The sequence below is a fragment of the Mesotoga sp. BH458_6_3_2_1 genome (assembly GCF_003664995.1).
Taxonomy (GTDB): domain Bacteria; phylum Thermotogota; class Thermotogae; order Petrotogales; family Kosmotogaceae; genus Mesotoga.
The window spans coordinates 195,851-214,455 of sequence record NZ_JFHL01000002.1 but is presented as its reverse complement, the minus strand read 5'-3'; the positions used below and the strand labels follow the sequence as shown (position 1 = coordinate 214,455).

The 18,605-nt window shown below is 43.9% G+C and carries 17 protein-coding genes; 6 read left to right on the top strand and 11 right to left on the bottom strand.

Going from position 1 to position 18,605, the window contains the following annotated elements; genetic code table 11:
• Positions 1-2: 2 nt before the first annotated feature.
• From Y697_RS01345 to Y697_RS01320, 6 genes are read left to right on the top strand one after another with little or no spacing between them, the layout of a single operon-like run.
• Entirely contained in the window at positions 3-1,073 is a 1,071-nt protein-coding gene (locus tag Y697_RS01345; RefSeq protein WP_121549909.1) for a hypothetical protein, read from the top strand.
• Positions 1,074-1,087: 14 nt separating this feature from the next.
• Complete coding sequence (locus Y697_RS01340) at positions 1,088-1,666, top strand: NUDIX domain-containing protein (RefSeq protein ID WP_121549908.1); 579 nt, start codon at positions 1,088-1,090, stop codon at positions 1,664-1,666.
• Positions 1,627-2,496 (top strand): 4-(cytidine 5'-diphospho)-2-C-methyl-D-erythritol kinase, encoded by an 870-nt coding sequence (gene ispE, locus Y697_RS01335; protein ID WP_121549907.1) that lies wholly within the window; start codon positions 1,627-1,629, stop codon positions 2,494-2,496. The genes Y697_RS01340 and ispE overlap by 40 nt, the downstream gene beginning before the upstream one ends.
• Positions 2,478-4,166: an NFACT family protein gene (locus Y697_RS01330; RefSeq protein ID WP_121549906.1), complete on the top strand. Its 1,689-nt coding sequence runs from the start codon at positions 2,478-2,480 to the stop codon at positions 4,164-4,166. The genes ispE and Y697_RS01330 overlap by 19 nt, the downstream gene beginning before the upstream one ends.
• Complete coding sequence (locus Y697_RS01325) at positions 4,163-5,083, top strand: hypothetical protein (RefSeq protein WP_121549905.1); 921 nt, start codon at positions 4,163-4,165, stop codon at positions 5,081-5,083. Before Y697_RS01330 ends, Y697_RS01325 begins: the two co-directional genes overlap by 4 nt.
• A 13-nt stretch (positions 5,084-5,096) precedes the next feature.
• A complete protein-coding gene (locus Y697_RS01320) occupies positions 5,097-5,945 on the top strand; it encodes a rhomboid family intramembrane serine protease (RefSeq protein WP_121549904.1) in 849 nt (282 codons plus the stop codon).
• Positions 5,946-5,974: 29 nt separating this feature from the next.
• On the opposite strand, the gene Y697_RS01315 is transcribed toward Y697_RS01320, so the two are convergent.
• The 11 genes from Y697_RS01315 to Y697_RS01265 all read right to left on the bottom strand — a co-directional run bounded on the left by Y697_RS01315 (position 5,975) and on the right by Y697_RS01265 (position 18,591).
• The gene (locus Y697_RS01315) at positions 5,975-7,138 is read right to left on the bottom strand and encodes a type III PLP-dependent enzyme (protein ID WP_121549903.1); all 1,164 of its coding nucleotides are present in this window, start codon (positions 7,136-7,138) and stop codon (positions 5,975-5,977) included.
• Positions 7,139-7,264: 126 nt separating this feature from the next.
• A complete protein-coding gene (locus Y697_RS01310; RefSeq protein ID WP_121549902.1) occupies positions 7,265-8,212 on the bottom strand; it encodes a GAF domain-containing protein in 948 nt (315 codons plus the stop codon).
• 4 nt (positions 8,213-8,216) lie between these two features.
• The gene (locus Y697_RS01305) at positions 8,217-9,344 is read right to left on the bottom strand and encodes an LCP family protein (RefSeq protein ID WP_259462257.1); all 1,128 of its coding nucleotides are present in this window, start codon (positions 9,342-9,344) and stop codon (positions 8,217-8,219) included.
• A gap of 74 nt (positions 9,345-9,418) precedes the next feature.
• Complete coding sequence (locus tag Y697_RS01300) at positions 9,419-10,129, bottom strand: hypothetical protein (RefSeq protein WP_259462256.1); 711 nt, start codon at positions 10,127-10,129, stop codon at positions 9,419-9,421.
• A complete protein-coding gene (gene yqeK / locus Y697_RS01295) occupies positions 10,116-10,709 on the bottom strand; it encodes a bis(5'-nucleosyl)-tetraphosphatase (symmetrical) YqeK (RefSeq protein ID WP_121549899.1) in 594 nt (197 codons plus the stop codon). The genes Y697_RS01300 and yqeK overlap by 14 nt, the downstream gene beginning before the upstream one ends.
• The gene (locus Y697_RS01290) at positions 10,681-11,904 is read right to left on the bottom strand and encodes a hypothetical protein (protein WP_121549898.1); all 1,224 of its coding nucleotides are present in this window, start codon (positions 11,902-11,904) and stop codon (positions 10,681-10,683) included. Before Y697_RS01290 ends, yqeK begins: the two co-directional genes overlap by 29 nt.
• 16 nt (positions 11,905-11,920) lie before the next feature.
• Positions 11,921-12,199, bottom strand: coding sequence for a DUF503 domain-containing protein (locus tag Y697_RS01285; protein ID WP_121549897.1), 279 nt, complete (start codon positions 12,197-12,199; stop codon positions 11,921-11,923).
• Positions 12,200-12,303: 104 nt separating this feature from the next.
• Positions 12,304-14,376 (bottom strand): elongation factor G, encoded by a 2,073-nt coding sequence (gene fusA, locus Y697_RS01280; protein ID WP_121549896.1) that lies wholly within the window; start codon positions 14,374-14,376, stop codon positions 12,304-12,306.
• A 28-nt stretch (positions 14,377-14,404) separates the two neighbouring features.
• Positions 14,405-16,078 (bottom strand): phosphodiester glycosidase family protein, encoded by a 1,674-nt coding sequence (locus tag Y697_RS01275; RefSeq protein WP_121549895.1) that lies wholly within the window; start codon positions 16,076-16,078, stop codon positions 14,405-14,407.
• A gap of 12 nt (positions 16,079-16,090) precedes the next feature.
• The gene (locus tag Y697_RS01270) at positions 16,091-17,392 is read right to left on the bottom strand and encodes a thymidine phosphorylase (RefSeq protein WP_121549894.1); all 1,302 of its coding nucleotides are present in this window, start codon (positions 17,390-17,392) and stop codon (positions 16,091-16,093) included.
• The gene (locus tag Y697_RS01265; protein WP_259462255.1) at positions 17,389-18,591 is read right to left on the bottom strand and encodes a cell wall metabolism sensor histidine kinase WalK; all 1,203 of its coding nucleotides are present in this window, start codon (positions 18,589-18,591) and stop codon (positions 17,389-17,391) included. The genes Y697_RS01270 and Y697_RS01265 overlap by 4 nt, the downstream gene beginning before the upstream one ends.
• Between the last annotated feature and the right edge of the window lie 14 nt (positions 18,592-18,605).

Here is an 18,605-nt window from a genome sequence, read left to right as displayed (position 1 = left end):
AAATGAAAAGAGCAAAGTTGTTCGTAATGCTGGGTCTGTTTGTAATACTTGTTTTCACATTTTCTTCGTGCATTCCTAAGCTTCCGATTCCCGTTTTGTTTATTCAAGAAAGTAACAGAGAACCTGGAAAACCAATCCTCATTAAGGTCGAGAATATCGGTACTGTAGATGTAACCAGTTACGATTGGAAAGTAGAAAATAAGAACGGAGATAATATTACCTCTCAGAATCTCAAAAAGAAAAGCTTCGACACTGCGGTAGTATATCTCCCCACTGTCCCCGAAAACAGCGAAGTAAAAGTCACTGTATATGCGAATTTCAGCGGTGGTTATGTATCAAGAAGCGAAGAAATCAACTACAATGTAAAGGAATCCGTTCTGGTTGAGGTTTTTGAAAAAATCGGTGCTCTATTTAATGAACCATCCATTTGGTTTAGTGGAACTAGCTTTCCATCAGTAAGAGTCCCAACTTTCGTAAGATACAGAGAGAATTATCTAGAATCCGCTGTAGGATTTGATCCATTCGCCCAGAGGCTGTTGTTGGGAATACTACCAATGTCTGCGAGCGGCATATTCAGTCAAGGGGAGGTCTTCTTCCAAAACTGGCAAAGTCTCACGAAAAGTGGGTACTCATCAAGCCAGATGACGACACTATTCAACAGTGCACCAGTTTCCGATAATTGGAGTATTCGAATCAAACCAGTCAACTTCAGTGGTTGGAGAGCAACGGGTTGGAAGGTAAGCGTTGAAAACATTGATCGTTTTACAGATGACCTTTGGCTGTTCAGAGCGCGAAAAAGTGACAATCTGGCAACTCATTTGGTAAGAATTAACAACTATTACAGCACTTCTTCTGATGAGTTCGAGGAAGAAGCCGTGGGAACTTTCGTAGACTTTACGTTCAACGAGACGAATATTGTTGGACCATCTAAACATCTGTGGGATGAGAACTACTATTTCGGGGTCATCGTAGTAGAGAAGACCGCACCCTCAAGCAGCTTCAATGAAGAAGCAATTGCATTTAGCGTTCTGAGAGGCTCTTCGATGGTGCTGTTCCCGGATCAAAACTGGTAGTAAAGGAGAAAAATTTGGAAGAAAGAGTTCTCGTAGTCGATGTTGACTGTCTAGGAGAGCTGGCAACCCGAAACGGGTTGCTGGCTCTTCCTTTAGATGAGATAAAGATGAGAGTCGAGAGATTCGGAAGGTTTGTACGTCGCTCTGAAGCTGAAAACGATGAATCGATGAGGCAAATAATACCTTATGCGGTTTTCAAGAATGGGAATGAACATCTCCTTATGAAGAGAACAAGAAAACAAGGCGAAGTGCGTCTTCACGACATGTATTCAATAGGTGTTGGGGGTCATATAAATCCAGAAGATGGAGCATTCCCCTGGGAGGCTTTTGAGAATGGCTTCGAACGGGAAATCCGAGAAGAGGTCTCAGTTAACATCCATTCAATGGATTACATGGGGATCTTGAATGACCTTCATACAGCTGTAAGCAGGGTCCACATGGGAGTTGTCTACTTGGCAGAAGTGGATTTCAACGGATTTAATGAAGTGGAGAAGTTCACCGGTGAGATGGTTGACCTGGCAAAGCTTTCCAGGTACAGGGAGAAGATGGAAACATGGTCTCAAATAGTTTTGGAATACCTTCTGTCTCATTGAAATGCCCGGCAAAGATAAATCTGTATCTTGCGGTAGATAAGAGGAGAAGTGACGGATTTCATAACATAAGCACCGTCTTCCAGACGATAGACTTATTTGACGAGTTGATCCTTACTCCAGGAGTCACTGATTCTTACTTCAAATGCAATACCGACCTTAGCTGGAATCATGAGAATACTCTTCACAAAGCGCTTGCTGAGGTTGAAAGGCAGACTGGTAGAAAAATCGAAATCGGAATGGAATTGAAGAAGAGGATTCCTTCAGGAGGAGGTTTGGGCGGAGGTAGTTCAGATGCCGCTTCTTTATTGAGATTCTTTGCTAAGGCATTCGAGATCGAAACTGAAAGAGTGATCGAAATGGCATCGGCGGTCGGTAGCGACGTCCCATTCTTTCTTAGAGGCGGAACAGCCATAGCTTCGGGAAGAGGTGAGATTCTGAGTTATCCCGGCGATGTGACGGGTTATTCAGTTGATTTGAGCTTTCCAGAGGTTGAGGTCTCGACAGTATTGGCATACAGACTAATAGATGAATTGGATTCATTTCATTGCATTGACGAGAGAGGAGCCAGGCAATACTATGAGGCTCTGAAAGCTCGTGATACCGTTAGGCTAAAAAATGATTCACTAAACTCATTTCAGAATCCAATTTTCAGTCGTTTCGCGGAGATCAAAGACCATTATTCGAAATCCCTGTTGGAGAAACCTAATGCAGTAGTTACGATGATGACAGGATCAGGATCAACAATCTTCTCACTTTTTCAAGGCAGAATGGGAAAGCACAAATTCATTAGTTCAGAGGAGCTGAGTAAAACATGGTTTTCGACGGGCTGACTCTTCAAAGAGCTGCTGCAGAGATCTCGGATAGCAGAGGAATGCAGCTGAAACAGCAATATCAAATAGGTAGGACGGAGTTCTTCTTCAGGTTGTCGAAAACCGGTATTGAGGTCTCAATTAACCCGTCTTCCCCATACATCGCAAAAGGAGAGAGGAAACATAACTCTCCGTCACTGGAAACACCGTTCAGCCTCTTCTTGAGAAGACATCTCAACGGATTCTTCCTAATCAATCTAGAGCAGAAGGGAATGGACAGGATACTTAGATTTGACTTCGAAGGAAGAGACGCCTTTGGAGAGAAAAAGCAATACTCGCTGATCATGGAGTTTATTGGACCGGGCTCGAACATTGTTGTACTGGATGAACAAGACATGATAGCACAGGCTTTTAGGGAGATGGTGACCTCTAAGAGAACCATTGCCCGGGGCTTGAAGTATTACTCTCCTGACACACCCTGCAAATCTCTCAGAGGGCTGTCTAGAGAAGAGATCAAGTCTCATCTACTTAAGTCGACCGATATTCTATCGTCCGCTATCAGAAAGTCCTTTACAGGTTTTTCCAGGGCGACGGCCGAGAATATCATCGGTTATCTTCAACTCGAAGATATTCCCCCAGAAATGATTGAAGAGGAAAGGCTTTCTGAAGCAGCTGAATTTCTGAGTAATCTTTCCAGTAATAGTAGCGACAACCACCTTTTTATTCTCGAGGGGGAAGATGGTACTGAGATCTCTCCCATCCCACTCGATCACAAAAACCGTTGTGAGAGAGTTAGAGCATCCGAGGCGATAAAGCGCGCGCTCGAATCTGCTGGCATTGAAACTGAGATTGACAGGCGAAAGACTTCCATTGTCAGGAAAATTGAGAAATCCTCTAAACGGATTGTCAAATTGATTGAGAAGCTGGAGAAGGAGCTAGCCGAACTTGAAAACTACGAAGTATACAGGAGGTACGGAGAGCTTCTCGTCGCAAACTTATACAGACTGAAGGAAAGACAGAAGGAAGTTGAACTTGAAGACTGGGAAACTGGTAAGATGACAACGATTTCTCTAGACAAGAAACTTACACCCTCAGAAAATGCTCAGCTATTCTTCAAGTACTTTGGCAAATCTCATAGGAAGGAGCTTCATATTAAGAAAAGGCTGAGAGTCCTTCACGGGGAGAGCGAATACTTGGAGCAACTCAAAGAAATGCTTCTTCAAGCCGAATCAATCGATGAAATTCGTGAGTTCTCATCTGAACTTGAAGAGGCCGGTATAATCCGAAAGCCGAAGAATGCTAGAAATGAAAGGAAAAAGCTTAAGAGATCTGGCCCAAGGATCTTTGAAAGAGATGGTTTCAAATATCTCGTTGGAAGAAACAACGTCGAAAATGATGGAATCACGAAGAACGCCTCCAGGAACGATATCTGGTTTCACGCCAGAGGTATTCCAGGAGCACATGTTATACTTAAAAGAGCAGGTATTGAGATTTCAGTAGATGCAATCCACTTCGGCTCTATGCTGGCCGCAAAGTATTCGAAAGGCAGGCAATCAGGAAAGGTAGATGTTGTCTATACGGAAGTTCAGAACGTCAAGAAACCAAAAGGAGCAAAACCAGGAATGGTTCTATATAGAAGCGGGAAAACAATCACTGTAGATCTTACGAAAGAGATGGTGGAAGGAAATTGATAAGACTTCCGCCATATATATTTTTCCTGGGAGGCTTTCTAACTTACGCCTCGATTTTCTTCTCAAGCGCAGTAGTCTCAATGACAATGTCGGTTATTGGAATGACGATAAGTCTATATATATGGTATATTCTTGCCTGGAATCGCGACCGGCATCTGGCAGAAATGAAGAAGAAAGGTCTTGTTGAACCGGAAAACCTCGCTGAGCTCAAGATAACAGGGAATTCTAGGTTCTGGGTGGTATTCTATTCTGCAGCTTATTTGACAATGAATTTCACCGGATTGTACATTATCAAGGCTATTGTGGAGCATGTGGACATCGGCCTTAATTCTGCGAACGTAGACGAGCTCATTGAGTTGCTGGGTACTGGTTATATTCTTTCCAGCTGGTTGTTTTTCATAACTGGAATTGCAGCTCTATTTCTTTACGGAAAACTTATCACGATTTTGTACAACGATGAGATGAAAATACAGTCACTCGAGAGCAAACACAGGAATATACCTGTGCTGATTATCAAGCCTCTATCTATTGCTCTAATGGTAGTTTTTACTCTCGTCACTTACGGACTTTTCAGTTGGTTCATGAGATACAGGCTCGCTGCTGTGCAGAGATTCCACAATCAGATTGAGAGGAAGCTGGACGAGCTTGAAGTTTCCTTCAGAGAAAAAGCTGTGGAAGCTCAGAAGATCAAGAAGAACCTTACGCAAACGTCAGTTGGTGAAGAGATTATTGAGAAATACTCTGAGAGCCTTGCCTCAACTGATGAAAGTGAAGAACGAAAAGAGGTCATTGCTTCTCTATTCAGAGATCTCGGTAGTCTTAAATCCGATCAGGCCAGGTCTTTGCTCAGAAATTTGCTTTCCAAGCAGTTACTCACTGAAAACGAGTTCAATAAGCTCATCAGACTTTTGGTTTAGCAGGAGGAAAGAATTGATCCGATTTAGAAGCGCAACGATAACTTTGATAGTCATAAATGTGGCTGTATATCTCCTGGTTGCAATTATGGGGCTCTTTAGAGGTCCTCAGGGAATTAGTTATCGTGACCTTATCACGATATACGGTGGAGTCAGCAGGTTTGCCCTTTCAAACGGCTTGATATATACGCCGCTTACGGCCCTCTTTCTCCATGGGAACCTCATGCATATTCTTTTCAATATGTGGGCCCTTTTCCAGCTGGGTCATGTGGTCGAAGGTGTATACGGTATGAAGTGGTATCTATTCTTCTACTTTGCCACAGGAATCGGCGGAAGTCTCAGCGCTGCCGCCTTTTCGAATGCTTTCACAATCGGTTCGAGCAGTGCGATCTTCGGCCTTGTTGGCATCCTCTTCACCCTAGGGCTCAAGAAGGACACTCCGGTTGCATTGAAGTCGATTACAGGGTATTCCCTTTTGCCCATTATACTGATAAACTTGTTTCTTGGATTCAGTATCCCCGGAATAAGTAACGCAGCTCATATCGGGGGTCTTGTGGTTGGAGCAATCATTGGGTGGTTTGCAAAGCCTGCCTATGTTAGGTTTGGTCGCTCCAGAAGGGTCTATACAAAGGTGAAAGAAAAGAGCCCTGAAGAAACCTCAAGAGATATTCTTGTTAAGTACATTCCTTTACTGAACACCCTAAAGGACGAAAGATCGGAAGAAAGAACAGTAAGAGTAGCTCAGCTCAGGAGTGAATTGAGCAGCTTGAAAGATCAAGAGATAGCCTCAAAAGTACTATGGGAACTATATAAACGAGATCTGATTTCTCAGGAGGAATTCGAGAGGCTGAGAAAATTTCTATAATTTAATTGGAGCCCCTTTCGGGGCTCCAATTATTCTATGAAATCACCGTCAATTGGTGTTCTTGCATCTATGAAGTCTTCTACGAAAAGCACTCTAGGAGCATCTATCCCATTGAAATTGGTTGCGTATTCTGTTGTATAAGCACCCGCGTTGATAAAATACAGAATATCTCCGTAGCCTATATTCTTCGGCAAATCAATTTCGTGGTAGATCGTGTCAACAGAATCACATGTGGGTCCTGCAAGATGAAAAGAGATCTTTGTGTCATCAACCTTTCCTTCGGTAAGGACCTCGTATCTGAACCCTTCGATTGTCTCCGTGAGGCCGTGAAAGACACCTGCATCTATGTAGACCCAGTTTTCATTACCCTTCTTGCTTCTGAGAATAACCTGGCTCACGAGAATCGCCGAATTCCCAACCATTGATCTTCCTGGCTCTATGAAAAGCTCAAGATCGGGGATCGAAGACATATATCTGTCAAGCGCTTTGTTAATAATGTCACCATATGCCTTGACAGACTTGATTTCTCTGACATGTTTAACTGGCATACCTCCACCAAGGTTCAACATTCGAAGGTCGATACCCCTGGAGCGTAGAGTCTTGAAAACCTCTGCGGCATCACTTATCGCGTCGTCCCAGCTATTGACGTTGTAATTCTGAGAACCAACATGGAAGCTTACCCCATATGCATCAAGTCCCAGCTGATCTGCATATTCCATTATTGAAATGACATGATTAACATCGGTTCCAAACTTTCTGGAGAGAGGCCAGTCACAATCGCCACCGCTGGTAGCAATTCTTCCATATACTTTGCTTCCGGGAGCGTGAGCGGCTATTTTCTCAACTTCCATTTCAGAGTCGACAGCATAGTAATCTATTCCAACGGAATAAGCGTATGCAATGTCCTCCACTTTCTTGATTGTGTTTCCAAAACTCATTCTATCTGGACCAATTCCAAGCGAGAGAAGTTTCTCAATCTCACCGCGAGAAGCTACATCAAAATTACTGCCGAGGTCCCGAAGAGTCTCGATAATCCTGGGGTGTGAATTCGCTTTAACCGCGTAAAACACCTGAACATTCCTAACATGGCTTACAATGTCGAAATAGTTGTTTCTGACGTAATCCATATCCATTATCAAGAATGGTGTCTTCACTTCTCTTGCGGCCTTTCTTACCTCAGGGGTAATGTGCACTACGGCATCCCTCCTATAAAATAATCAAGTTATTGTAGCATCGATACTATGAAGGAATGCCAAAGATAAAATGTCATTTATAGTTTAATAAAGTTACAAAACTATATCGCCCAATATTAGCCGCTTTCAGCTTTCGATGAGGAGTCTGCAAGTTTTTTCGAGAAATTCCCGATCGAGATCATCGAAACTATTTTGAAAATGACTGTCAATGTCTAGTTCACCTATTACCGTCCCTCCAACCAAAAGTGGAAGAACTATTTCTGCTTTCGTTCTTGCACTGCAAGAAAGATAGTTGGATTCCTTGGAAACGTCAGGCACAAGAAAAACCCTCTTAGTCTCCGCCGCTTGGCCGCATATGCCACTTCCGAAATTGATCTTAACGTGTTCGGTAGGTTCACCCACATAGGGACCAAGAACCAGGGAGTTATTATTAACAAGATAGAATCCAGTCCAATTATAATAATCGACAAATTTATCAAGCAGCTTCGAAACAATCGTTAGCTTTTCTTCCAGAGAATGTCCCTGTACCTTCTTGTCAATGCGCTCGAATACTCTCTTGAGCCTTGCTGCCTTTTCTGAACCACGCATATAATGACGAACATTCATGCTTGAATAGTCGATAAAGTCATCAAGAGCACTTAAAACCACACTAAGGAAGTCCCTTACCGTATTCTCTTTCCAGCAATAGAGAAGATCTATCATTACTACATTTCCCTTTGACGTTGGAACAATCAGGTGTTGTTGTTTTCCAAGAGCACCCAGTATGTGGATCACGAAGTCTTCCCTTTCCAGGTGAAGTTGTGACGACATTCTTCCCAGCTCTTTGAGCACCTTCGTCTTTTCGATTGGACCTTGAGTTTCCCAATAGTGAGAAAGCCTATCGATTTCTCTCCTTTCAAGGCCATCCAGTGCTTGAGCAAGCAACGTTTCGTCAAGGTTGTTTTTGAACATGTATTCTTCGAGAACTCTTGGATGTCTCTCTCTATAAAGTACCCAGAAATCGTTCCATTGTTCTTTCGGATAGTTCAGAATACCGAAGAAATCGTATGTGAAATCCCTGAAGATACTCCTCATCTCGTTACTTTCCTCCTACACCAAGCAATACATATGCATCGTAGCCGGATTGATAAAATCTATTTTTCGACAGGGAATCTATTAGCGAGTAGTAATACTCAAGCCCTCCGAAGCTAGAAGTAACAATGACAAAAGGTCTGTGATAAACATGGGCCTTCGAGAAAAGCTCTCTGATCTCAGAAGCTCTCGAGTTAATGAAGAGATATGTGTCACGCTTCTCAATTCCTGATACATCAGGAACGATACCCGTTGCTCCTACCTTCACTCCGGCCAGCGAAGACCACTGACCCTTTATTGTCTCGGCAAAATCACCGAATTTTGCGCTGAAGTCCGGAATGTTGTTCACCACGAGGATCTTTGGAGAGGCGCCCTCCGCCTTAACTGCTTCTGGTTCATTCTCGCCCGGTCCAGAAGGAATTATTCGGCCGTTGTCATCAATATAGTAGTCTATTTGTGTGAACCTTACAGCTCTTTGCCCGGTGAAAAACCCAACTGCCAAATCTGTCAGCGACTTCTTATCTATACTGATATCAGTTCTTTCAATCACAAAGTCTATCATCTCGATTATTTTCGATGGCCCCGCCTTAATCAGGTTTTGGACAAACTGCTCGACAACTTGCTTCTGCCTTTCAATACGACCTAGGTCTCCCGAATCCGCCTCCCTGTAGCGAAGGAATTTGAGCAAATCCTCCCCTTCAAGAAAATGAATACCGGGTTCAAAGTGAATGTGTAGTCCTTGTTGAAAATCATCGTGGTGCATAAGAGAGGTAACTTCCACGCGAATGGGACCGGAAAACTTTGTTACTTCAGTGACTGTATTGAAGTCTATAGAAACTGAACCAGTGATTTTTCTCTCTGTGAGCTTCTCGACTTCTCGAATTAGTACCTCCATTCCAAAAGAGTTAAATAGAGAGTTGATCTTTCTTCTTTCCGACTCGTGTGTAATGATCGTGTCTCTTGGGATGCTTTTCAGCAACAAAGTCCCTGAGGATCCGAAGTAAGCTACCGATATGTAGTCTGTTCTTCCACCGACAGCATTTTCAGAGTCTCCACCGGTATCAGTCCCAACTATCAGGAAAGTCTCACCCGCAAGATCTCTCCCCAACATAGAACTATACGCTTCCTTGAACATCAGAAAGATCAGGAAGAAGAAAAGAACAACCTGAAAGATCACAAGGACAACCAATGAGAGATGAACGGATTTCATCAGTTTGAAAGTGCTCTCTTTACGTTCTCCAGAGAATCAGGTTTTAGATAGAGACGGCTTATGCTCTCTTCTCCAACCCCTACAGAGATCTTCATAGGAAACTGTGTCGATGTCTCCAGTTGATAGGCCATTCTCGACGAGTTACCGAGTCTTTCGAGAAGCACAGCAACTGCCTTGGGAGTCATGGTAGAAGCACCATCGTACTCCTTGAAGGTCTCGGCATAGCCTGCTATCTTCCAGTAATCCAGTATCTTGAATCCCCTCAGTGCTATTGCATCGATTAGCTGAACGGGATTCAGTGCATCAACACTAAGCCTGGAGGCAAGCGTATCGATAAACTCAGGAGAGAGGTTAGCAAAATACGAGAAATCACCGTTAGTACCAAGCCAACTATGGATTAGATCGATTGCTGCCACTCCCGTTTTGGGATCTAGAACTTCTTGCGAATTCTCAATAGTGGCATAGACAGGGAAAGTAACCACTGAAGTTCTGCCTCCAGCAGTAGTTCTCAAGTAGTAGTAGAGAGAATCGTCACCCTCCTGCCAGTAGAAGAGATAGTCGACATTTCCCGCCTTCATTTCATCGCTGTTTTTCACACCGTTGATTGTGAAATATACGTAACCTGCACCAGCTGCAACAACTATTACTATAACGAGAATCAGCCACAACAACTTTGGACCACGTCGTCTCTTTGGCTTAATTAGAGACATGATTGGCACCTCCAAGCAATTCATTCCACGTCCATACAGTCTCGGGAAGCAAAAGACTGCCTGTATTAATGGCCCATGCTATCTTCAATCTTATCACGTCAGCAAATGATTTTTCTAGATCGACCTCAGCCGCTTTCCGAATCTGAAGGGCTTCTGGAAAGGATCTACCTTCCTCGCCAATATCCGAAATCATAAGTATTTTTCCTAGAAGAGTCATACCCGGGACTCCGCTTACATGCCAGTACAAAGCCTGAAAAACGTCTTCTTGCACGCCGTGTTCTTCCCTCAGATGAAAGGCTGCTATTTTGCCATGAAGAAGAACCGGAGCATTTCTCTCGATCTCCGTGGCTTCTATTCCGTAGAAAACCGACAAGCGTAGGAGCTCGTCTTCATCATGATCCCGAAAGATATCGTGCGAAACAGCGACTAACCCAGCCTTTGAAGAATCAATACCGTGTATTCTGCTTAGCTTCCTTGCGAGTCTTTCTACTCCAAAAACGTGCTTCAGTCTCTCTTCGGAACACATTTTTCTTGCTTTGTCTCGGACAACTTCAATTAGCGTATCGTATTCGATATTCAATCTCAACCTCCGCTGTCTCATTTGGTTTGACTGAGATTGTGGCAGACCAAATTCCCGATTCCTTTACATATTCGAATCTGCCTCCGAAGTTTGTGAGAAACTGATCAGCGTTTTGACCAAGATAGTCCTCGATTTCCACATCTATTGTTTCCTCTGAAAGGTTTCTCAAATAATACGTGTTTTTGTAATATCTGTGACTGGAATCAACTTTCGTTGTTACTGAGCTCCTTCTACCTGTGATCTCGATCGATCTGGCGATGCTTTGCAGAGTAATGCTTTCCCCAGCCGCTATGTTGCCTATTCCAGCAGATCCAATATATACTGAACCACTCCAGATCTCTATGTTTCCAGATGGGAGATCAATCGGTACTTCGTCCAAAGATACATCTATATCGACACCGGAGAAGCCGCTTTCCCCTCTGTTGGCTCTGAACACGAGTCTCTTCTTTCCAGCAAACACCTCGCAGAGGAAAGCAATGTGGTTGGTCCCGCGTTTCAACGGGACAGAAATGTCGTAGAGTCTAGTTTCCGCATCGGAAGTAGCGGGAGATACTGAGTAAGATTCATTTGCTGCCTTAGCTGCCATCTCTCTCATCGCATAGCCGTAGCTTGGATTAGAAGAAACCAGAGTCACGTTGCCTTCAGTATCAAACTCCAAATAGACGACCATAAGACCGGTAATCATAAAATCTTCTAGTGACAGGGAGTACTTCACGGTCCAGCTGTTGTTTCTCATTTGGTATGCAAAGGATGAACGCCCATTGAAACTATCGGGAGCGGTTAGCAAAAACTGACCATTAGGATTGAATTCTCCGGTGAAAACAGGAGAACCTTTTGGATTAACAAGAATCTCTCCGTAAGAATTTCTGAAGACAGGAAACGAGGAGATAACTTCGAGCATTTCAACTCTTCCATCGTCAAAAAAGTACTTGATTTCCTTTCCGATGCTCTTCTCATATAGTGACTGAACACTATCACCGGGAATGAAGTTGATCACGGTGCTTTTCGGCACATCCAGCACCGAAAGAGTCTCAGGAGAGACCTGGACCCCAAACGGCACTTCTATGACAGCTACTCCCCCCTCAAATGTCAGCTCTCCCGTCAAAATCGAGAATCCGTTGAAAATATAAAGCTGTTCGGAAAACGAAACAACCGCAAGAAAAATAAGTATTGCAAAAGTAATTCCCTTTCTCATTTTTCACCTCCACTTCTCACCAAATCTCTCCATTCTCTCCGATGATCTCAATGCCATTCCAGATAATGCGCTGCCAAACCGATTGGAAGAGTGAATCTAATTCACCTCTCTCGTTTGCAACTATGCTTACCGTTAATTCCGCCTCCTTCTTCGAATCATGTTTACCGGTTTCGACGACAGAAGCGTTGAAGTTTTTTCTGAGATCACTGATTAGAGGTCTAATTACCGCACGCTTCTCCTTCAGAGAACCGACCCCATATAGCCGTAACAGATATGTCATGTAACCCACATGCATTTTACCCTCCAGGTTTCTGAAGTCTTAAGTCTATGACATTTATCACTCAACTACCGTTCAAAAGAAAGCGGGGGATAACCCCCGCTTGAATTACTGTCTCGCTACTACTTCTGCTGTTCTTCGAGCTCTCTTTGTCTCTCCAAAATGATTTTCTGCTGGACGTCGGGCGGCGTTTCCTGATAACCATTGAATCTCATAGTAAAGTAACCTCGCCCGCTGGTTATGGAGCTTAACTTGTTTGCAAAATCAAGCATTTCCGCAAGTGGTACCTGAGCAACGACTTTCGAAGTACCCTTCCCTTGAGGTTCCATGCCCATTGGTCTGCCCCTTCTAGAAGTTATCTCACCCATTATGTCCCCTGTCGCTTCTTCGGGAACGAAGACATCTACATCCATCAAAGGTTCAAGAATTACGGGATTGGCTTCTCCCATGCCATTCTTGAACGCCTGCCTGCCAGCTATCTGGAAAGACATATCTGAAGAATCTACATCATGGTAAGAACCGTAGAATAGCGTTACTTTCGAATCGACTACTGGATAAGAAGCCAGCACGCCCTTCTTCATTGCCTCAACTACACCCTTCTCGACAGCAGGTATGTAATTCTTTGGAACAACCCCACCAACGATTTTATCTATAAACTCAAAACCACCGCCACGCTCATTTGGCTCAATCTTTATCTGAACATGTCCATACTGACCATGTCCCCCGGTCTGTTTCTTGTGCTTATATTCAGCTTCAACAGTCTTCCTGACAGTCTCTCTGTATGCAATCTTTGGTTTTCCAACTTCGACATCTACAGAGAAAAGTTTCTTCAGCCTTTCTATCATTATTTCGAGATGCACAGAACCAAGACCGCTGATAACCGTTTCATTGGTTTCGGGATCATTTTCCCACTTAAAAGTCGGGTCGGATTCAGCCAGTCTTGCTAAACCTCCGCTTATCTTATCTATGTCTCCCTTTGATTTCGGCTGAATCGACTTCGAAATCATCGGTTCAGGCATCAAAGGAAGCTCAAGCGTCAGCTGTCTATCCTTGTGAGCCACAGTGTTTCCTGCGGCGCTTTTCTTCAGTTTGCTCAGCTTGACTATATCTCCAACCGTTGCCTCATCTACCTCAATTTCCTTTGTACCCTCTGGTAACATGACGTGACCAACCTTCTCAGAGGAATCCTGATCGACAACAACGAAGGAGTCCCCCTGCTTCAGAGTACCGGAGAGTACCTTCATAAAAGTAAGCTTCCCAACGAACGGATCAACGACAGACTTAAAGATGTAAGCCACAAGAGGTTCCTCTTCTGTGGGCTTGACTTCAATTCTTTCTCCAGAGAGAAGTTTAGCCGGCTTCGCAGAAGTCTCAGAAGGTTTTCTCCCTACTTCAATCACGAACTCCAGGAGCTGCTGAATTCCAATATTCTTAGCGGCCGAACCTAGAAGGACCGGTATTACTTCATTCGCCAGGTAGGCCTTCCTGAAGGCTGAAAGCAGTTCTTCGGTCGAGAGTTCTTCTCCCTCCAGATACTTCATCATCAGTTCTTCATCGTTCTGGACGATATCCTCAATCATTTTTGTTCTTGCCTCTGCGGCAGAAGACTGCAGATCCGCGGGGATATCTTCTTCACTGCATCTTCCTCCGTCTTCAACAATAAATGCCCTCATCTTCACAAGATCTACTAGACCTCTGAAGTCGTTTTCTCGTCCTATCGGTAGCTGAACGAGGACTGGAGTTCTTTCAAAAGTGTCTGCGACGTCTGTAAGGGTCTCTTCATAGCCGGCTCTTTCCTTGTCCATCATGTTGAAGAACGCAATTACTCCTTTTCCAAGCTCTTTTGCGATTGTCCCAAACCTCTCGGTCTGTATCTCTAGCCCGGCTGTTGAGTTTATGACCGCCACAATATTCTCTGACGCAAAGATGCCGCTTGCAGTCTCCGCATAGAAATCCGACATGCCAGGGGTATCGATAACATAGATTCTGCTGTCGTTATGGGGTAAACTTGTGACTCCCATAGAGAAACTTGCTTTCTTCTCTTTTTCAACTTCTTCAGAATCAGTTGCCAGGATGCCTATTCGATCGATTAACTTTGCATTGAAAAGCATGGCATCAACAATTTGAGTTTTACCAGACCCGTGGTGCCCAATGAGTGTAATGTCTCTTTTGGCATCGATCGGAATCTTGTCCATATCTGACCACCTCCAAATCTATTTCAATCTATTTACGCGACCCAGTAATAATTACGGGTAGAGAAGGCACTCCTGAAGAAGGTGAGTTGATTATTTCACCATTCACAGACATTACAGAAGACTTCCCACCATCAAGACACATCAAGGAAAAGAATCCCTTGTCTTTGAAAAATTCTATCATCTCTTTGAAAGTTAAGCCATAGCTGCTCTGTTGGTAGCCGTCGATCACTATAAAAACAACTTCCCCAGTCACTTTTACTCCAACAAGTGTTCTTGGAGCTCTGACATCAAGAAGCGATGCTGAATAGTAGTTCCTTTCGTAATCAGTGACCGGCCTACTATTATGTATGATCATTGGTCCACCTTCGACGGCTCCCGTTATCCTCTCGCCATAGGAATTCAGAAGCTCCAGCGAAACTGCTCTACCCACTGAGACTGAATCCGATATTTTCTGAAGCGATGAAGGTGAAAGAACGAGAACATCTAAGCCCTTCTCCACTCTAGAAACAAAACCCTTGCTAATTATCCTACCGTCTCTTATTGAAAGGTAAACGAAGTCGTCAAATTCTGGGATACCGTTACGGTATTCGTCAGTGTATAGAACCGCCTCTCCTCTGTACGGAGAATTGACTCCCGTGATCTGTACAAAACGGTCATCGAATCTTGCCAGATAGATTATGTCCATCCTGGAAACGTGGACTCTGCCCTCCTCAGTGAAGTAAATTGCGGGTCTACCAAGAGTAGGGAGTCCGAGGACCTCTCCATTTCTCACAAGAAGACCGATAGGAAGATTCTGATTCTGATCGAAATAGCCACCGTTTATCATTATCTGCGCACCGCTTCTTCTGAGAGTGTCAGTTGCCTTTTCCAGTCCGGAGATTCTATCATTTGCAAGCTCAATTTCGAAAGAGAACTTTGCACTATTCATTTCAAGGAAGGACATTGTGAATTTCTGACCGCCCGCATAGGATTCGAATATGTTCAGATCAAAATCAAAACTGGTTTCCTGCTGTATAGTCCTCCCCATTCCACTCTTTCCCCTAAGAATCAACGTTCTTCCCTTTATCTCATACTCGACGTCAGGCCACGGTTTCTCAGCAGATATCTTCACGAAACCCCTCCCCGTGGTCACAGTCATTCCATCATATGCCAGGAATGGATCAATCTTCGCGGGCCTTAGAGTCACGGCCAACGAACCGCTCCCAGTCCACCATATCGTAAAAAAATCTGGAAGTATATCTCTGTCTAACGTTATCGATATTGAATCCTGCCGATTGTCAATACTTTTGACAGTTAGCGGCTGAGAATAAAGTATCAGCGCCTCGCTTTCGCTGAAAAAAGACTTACCGGTTATCGCCGCAAGCAATTCTGCGTTGACGTGGACCTTGTCGTCTTTTATAATCAGTGAGTTTTCAAATTCGCTCCCAAACTCGACTGTAGCCCTCTGATTCTCATGGGAGAGAGATACGATGATCCCTGAAGGAAGAATCATTATTGTCTCTTCCTGACGAAGAGACTGAGAAACAACTACGCCCCTTATGAGCTCTCCAATTATTTCAAGTTTAACGAAATCCATAGACCGCTCAGTAACTACTGCATCAGTAAATACCCTCGTCTGTCCTCTTTCGTCGAGATAAATCAGATTCTTTGCTGAGGAAACGAACGAAAGAAACAGAAAACAAATAACGAAAATTCGTCTCATTGAATGCACTCCTTAAAGCACTTCGTAGACTATAGGAGGAGGTGTGGACTTCTGTTCTGAAAGCACAAAGCTCTTTTTAATCGCTTCGATCTCCTTCTCAATCATATTTTCATTATTCACATGAATTATTGCGATAGGCTCACCCTCTTGGACTCTATCTCCAATTTTCTTCAAGACCTCCAAGCCCACGGAAGGATCCACGACATCTTCCTTCTTCGCTCTTCCAGCACCCAGTCTCATACAGATAAGCCCTATTGATTCTGCGTCGACAGATCTCACATATCCATCGGAACTAGATCTGACTTCCTTCACAAAAGCGGCTCTTCTGAAATATGTGTCATACTGCTCTGAAAAACCTTCAGGCCCACCTTGAGCACTGACGAATTCATCGAACTTGCTTACTGCTTCTCCGGAGACTATTAGACGATCAACAACCTCTTCGGCATCTTTCACATTTGCAACGCCACCAATTACTAGCATCTGACTCGCAATAACTCTGCAAAGGTGACTGAAGTCACCGGGACCGGCTCCCTTAAGTGTCTCTATTGCTTCTGCGACTTCCAACGAGTTACCGACAGCGATCCCCAAAGGCTGATTCATATCGCTTATTACAGCCTTTGTCGTCCTCCCCTTCCTCTTTCCTATATCGATCATAGCAAGTGCAAGCTCTCTGGCTTCTTCTAGACACTTCATGAAGGCGCCTGTCCCAATTTTGACATCAAGCAGTATTCCATCTGAATCGATTGCGAGTTTCTTGCTCATTATACTTGAGGCAATAAGTGAAATCTCATCAACTGTCGCAGTAACGTCTCTCAAGGCGTACAGCTTCTTGTCTGCTAACGCAACCTGTGCAGTCTGACCGGCCAGTGCAATTCCAATCCGCTCTGACTGTTGCTCAAACTCCTCAATACTCAGTGAAGTCACAAACCCTGGAATTGACTCAAGTTTATCAATAGTCCCACCCGTATGACCCAGACCTCTTCCAGATAACTTGGCGAAGACTAGACCTGCAGCCGCAACGATAGGTCCAACAACCAATGTCACTTTGTCCCCGACACCTCCAGTAGAGTGCTTATCTACTTTCGTGCCATTAATGGATGAAAGCTGAATCTTCTCTCCGGAATCAATCATTATTTCTGTCAAATAGAATCTCTCTTCTGAATTTAGGTGATTAAAATACACTGACATTAACCATGCTGCCATCTGATAATCGGGCACATCGCCACTAACAAAACCCCTTATTAGAGAACAAAGCTCTTCCTTTGTGTTCGGGAGTCCGTTTCGCTTTTTCATGATTATGTCGTATGTCCTCATTCAAACACCTTCTTAAGTGGTAGCTTTACCTTTATGATTGTCCCCGTTCCATATTCACTTTCAAGAGAAATCGCGCCTCCGTGTTTCTCGATTATGAACCTCGTAATTGCCAGCCCCAAGCCGGTACCACCCATCTTTCTAGATCGTGCCTTATCTACTCTATAAAAGCGCTCGAAAATATGATTTAGAGAATCTTCAGGTATCCCAACTCCAGTGTCTTCCACTTCTATCATCGCATGGTTGTTCTGCGCAAAAGCTCTCAGCCAGATCTCTCTCGGCCCGTGTTCCTTTGCAAAAGTATACTTAACGGCGTTATCAATCAGATTTAGAAGAAGCTGTACGAGTCTGTCAAAGTCACCCTCTACAAAGATTCCCTCTTCCATGTCAACATTGACAGAGACATCTTTCTCGTTTGCGAGCGGTTCAACAATCCTCATGACATACTTGACTACTTCTCCAAGTTCGACATCTTCCTTACTGAAAGAGGCTTCACCAGATTCAAGCTTCTCCAGATCAAGCAAATCGTTGATCAGTCTCGTCATTCTGGCGGATTCGTTTTCGATAATTGACAGGAACCTGTAGACCGTCTCTTTGTCTTCAAGATCATCTTCAGCAAGCGTTTCAGCATACCCATGAATTGATGTCAGGGGTGTCCTGAGTTCGTGAGAAACGTTGGCAACAAAGTCTCTTCTCATTGCCTCGACTTCCTTTTCTTTAGTTATGTCTCGCAAAAGTATGAGGTATCTAACGTCGTTTTTAAGAGGCACTCTCATTATTTTGCACTCTCTTATTGTTCTCTTGGGATAGTATATAGTTATCTCGGATTCCTGGTTTTCCTGAGTTCTAACCGAATCTTCAAACAAATCACCGATGTAGTAGTTATCTATCCCTTCGCTTATTTTTCTTCCAACAATTTGCTTGCTGGAAAGCTCTTGGGCGGCTTTGTTTGCGTATTCTATCTTTCCATCCTCTGCTACTATCAAGAAGGCATCGCTAAGATTATCGAAAATTGTGACTAGATTCTCGATTCTGGCGTTAAGAGAGGACATATCCTCTTCGATTTTCGAGACCAGTTGCTGGACCTTCTTATATATGAAGATAAACTCGGCGCTTCTTGGAACTTCAACGAGATCCGCGAAGCGCCTTTTGGCGGCTTCTAATCTCTCATTTTTCTGTTTTTCGTGTCTGAACAGAATCAAAAAGAGAAAAGCTA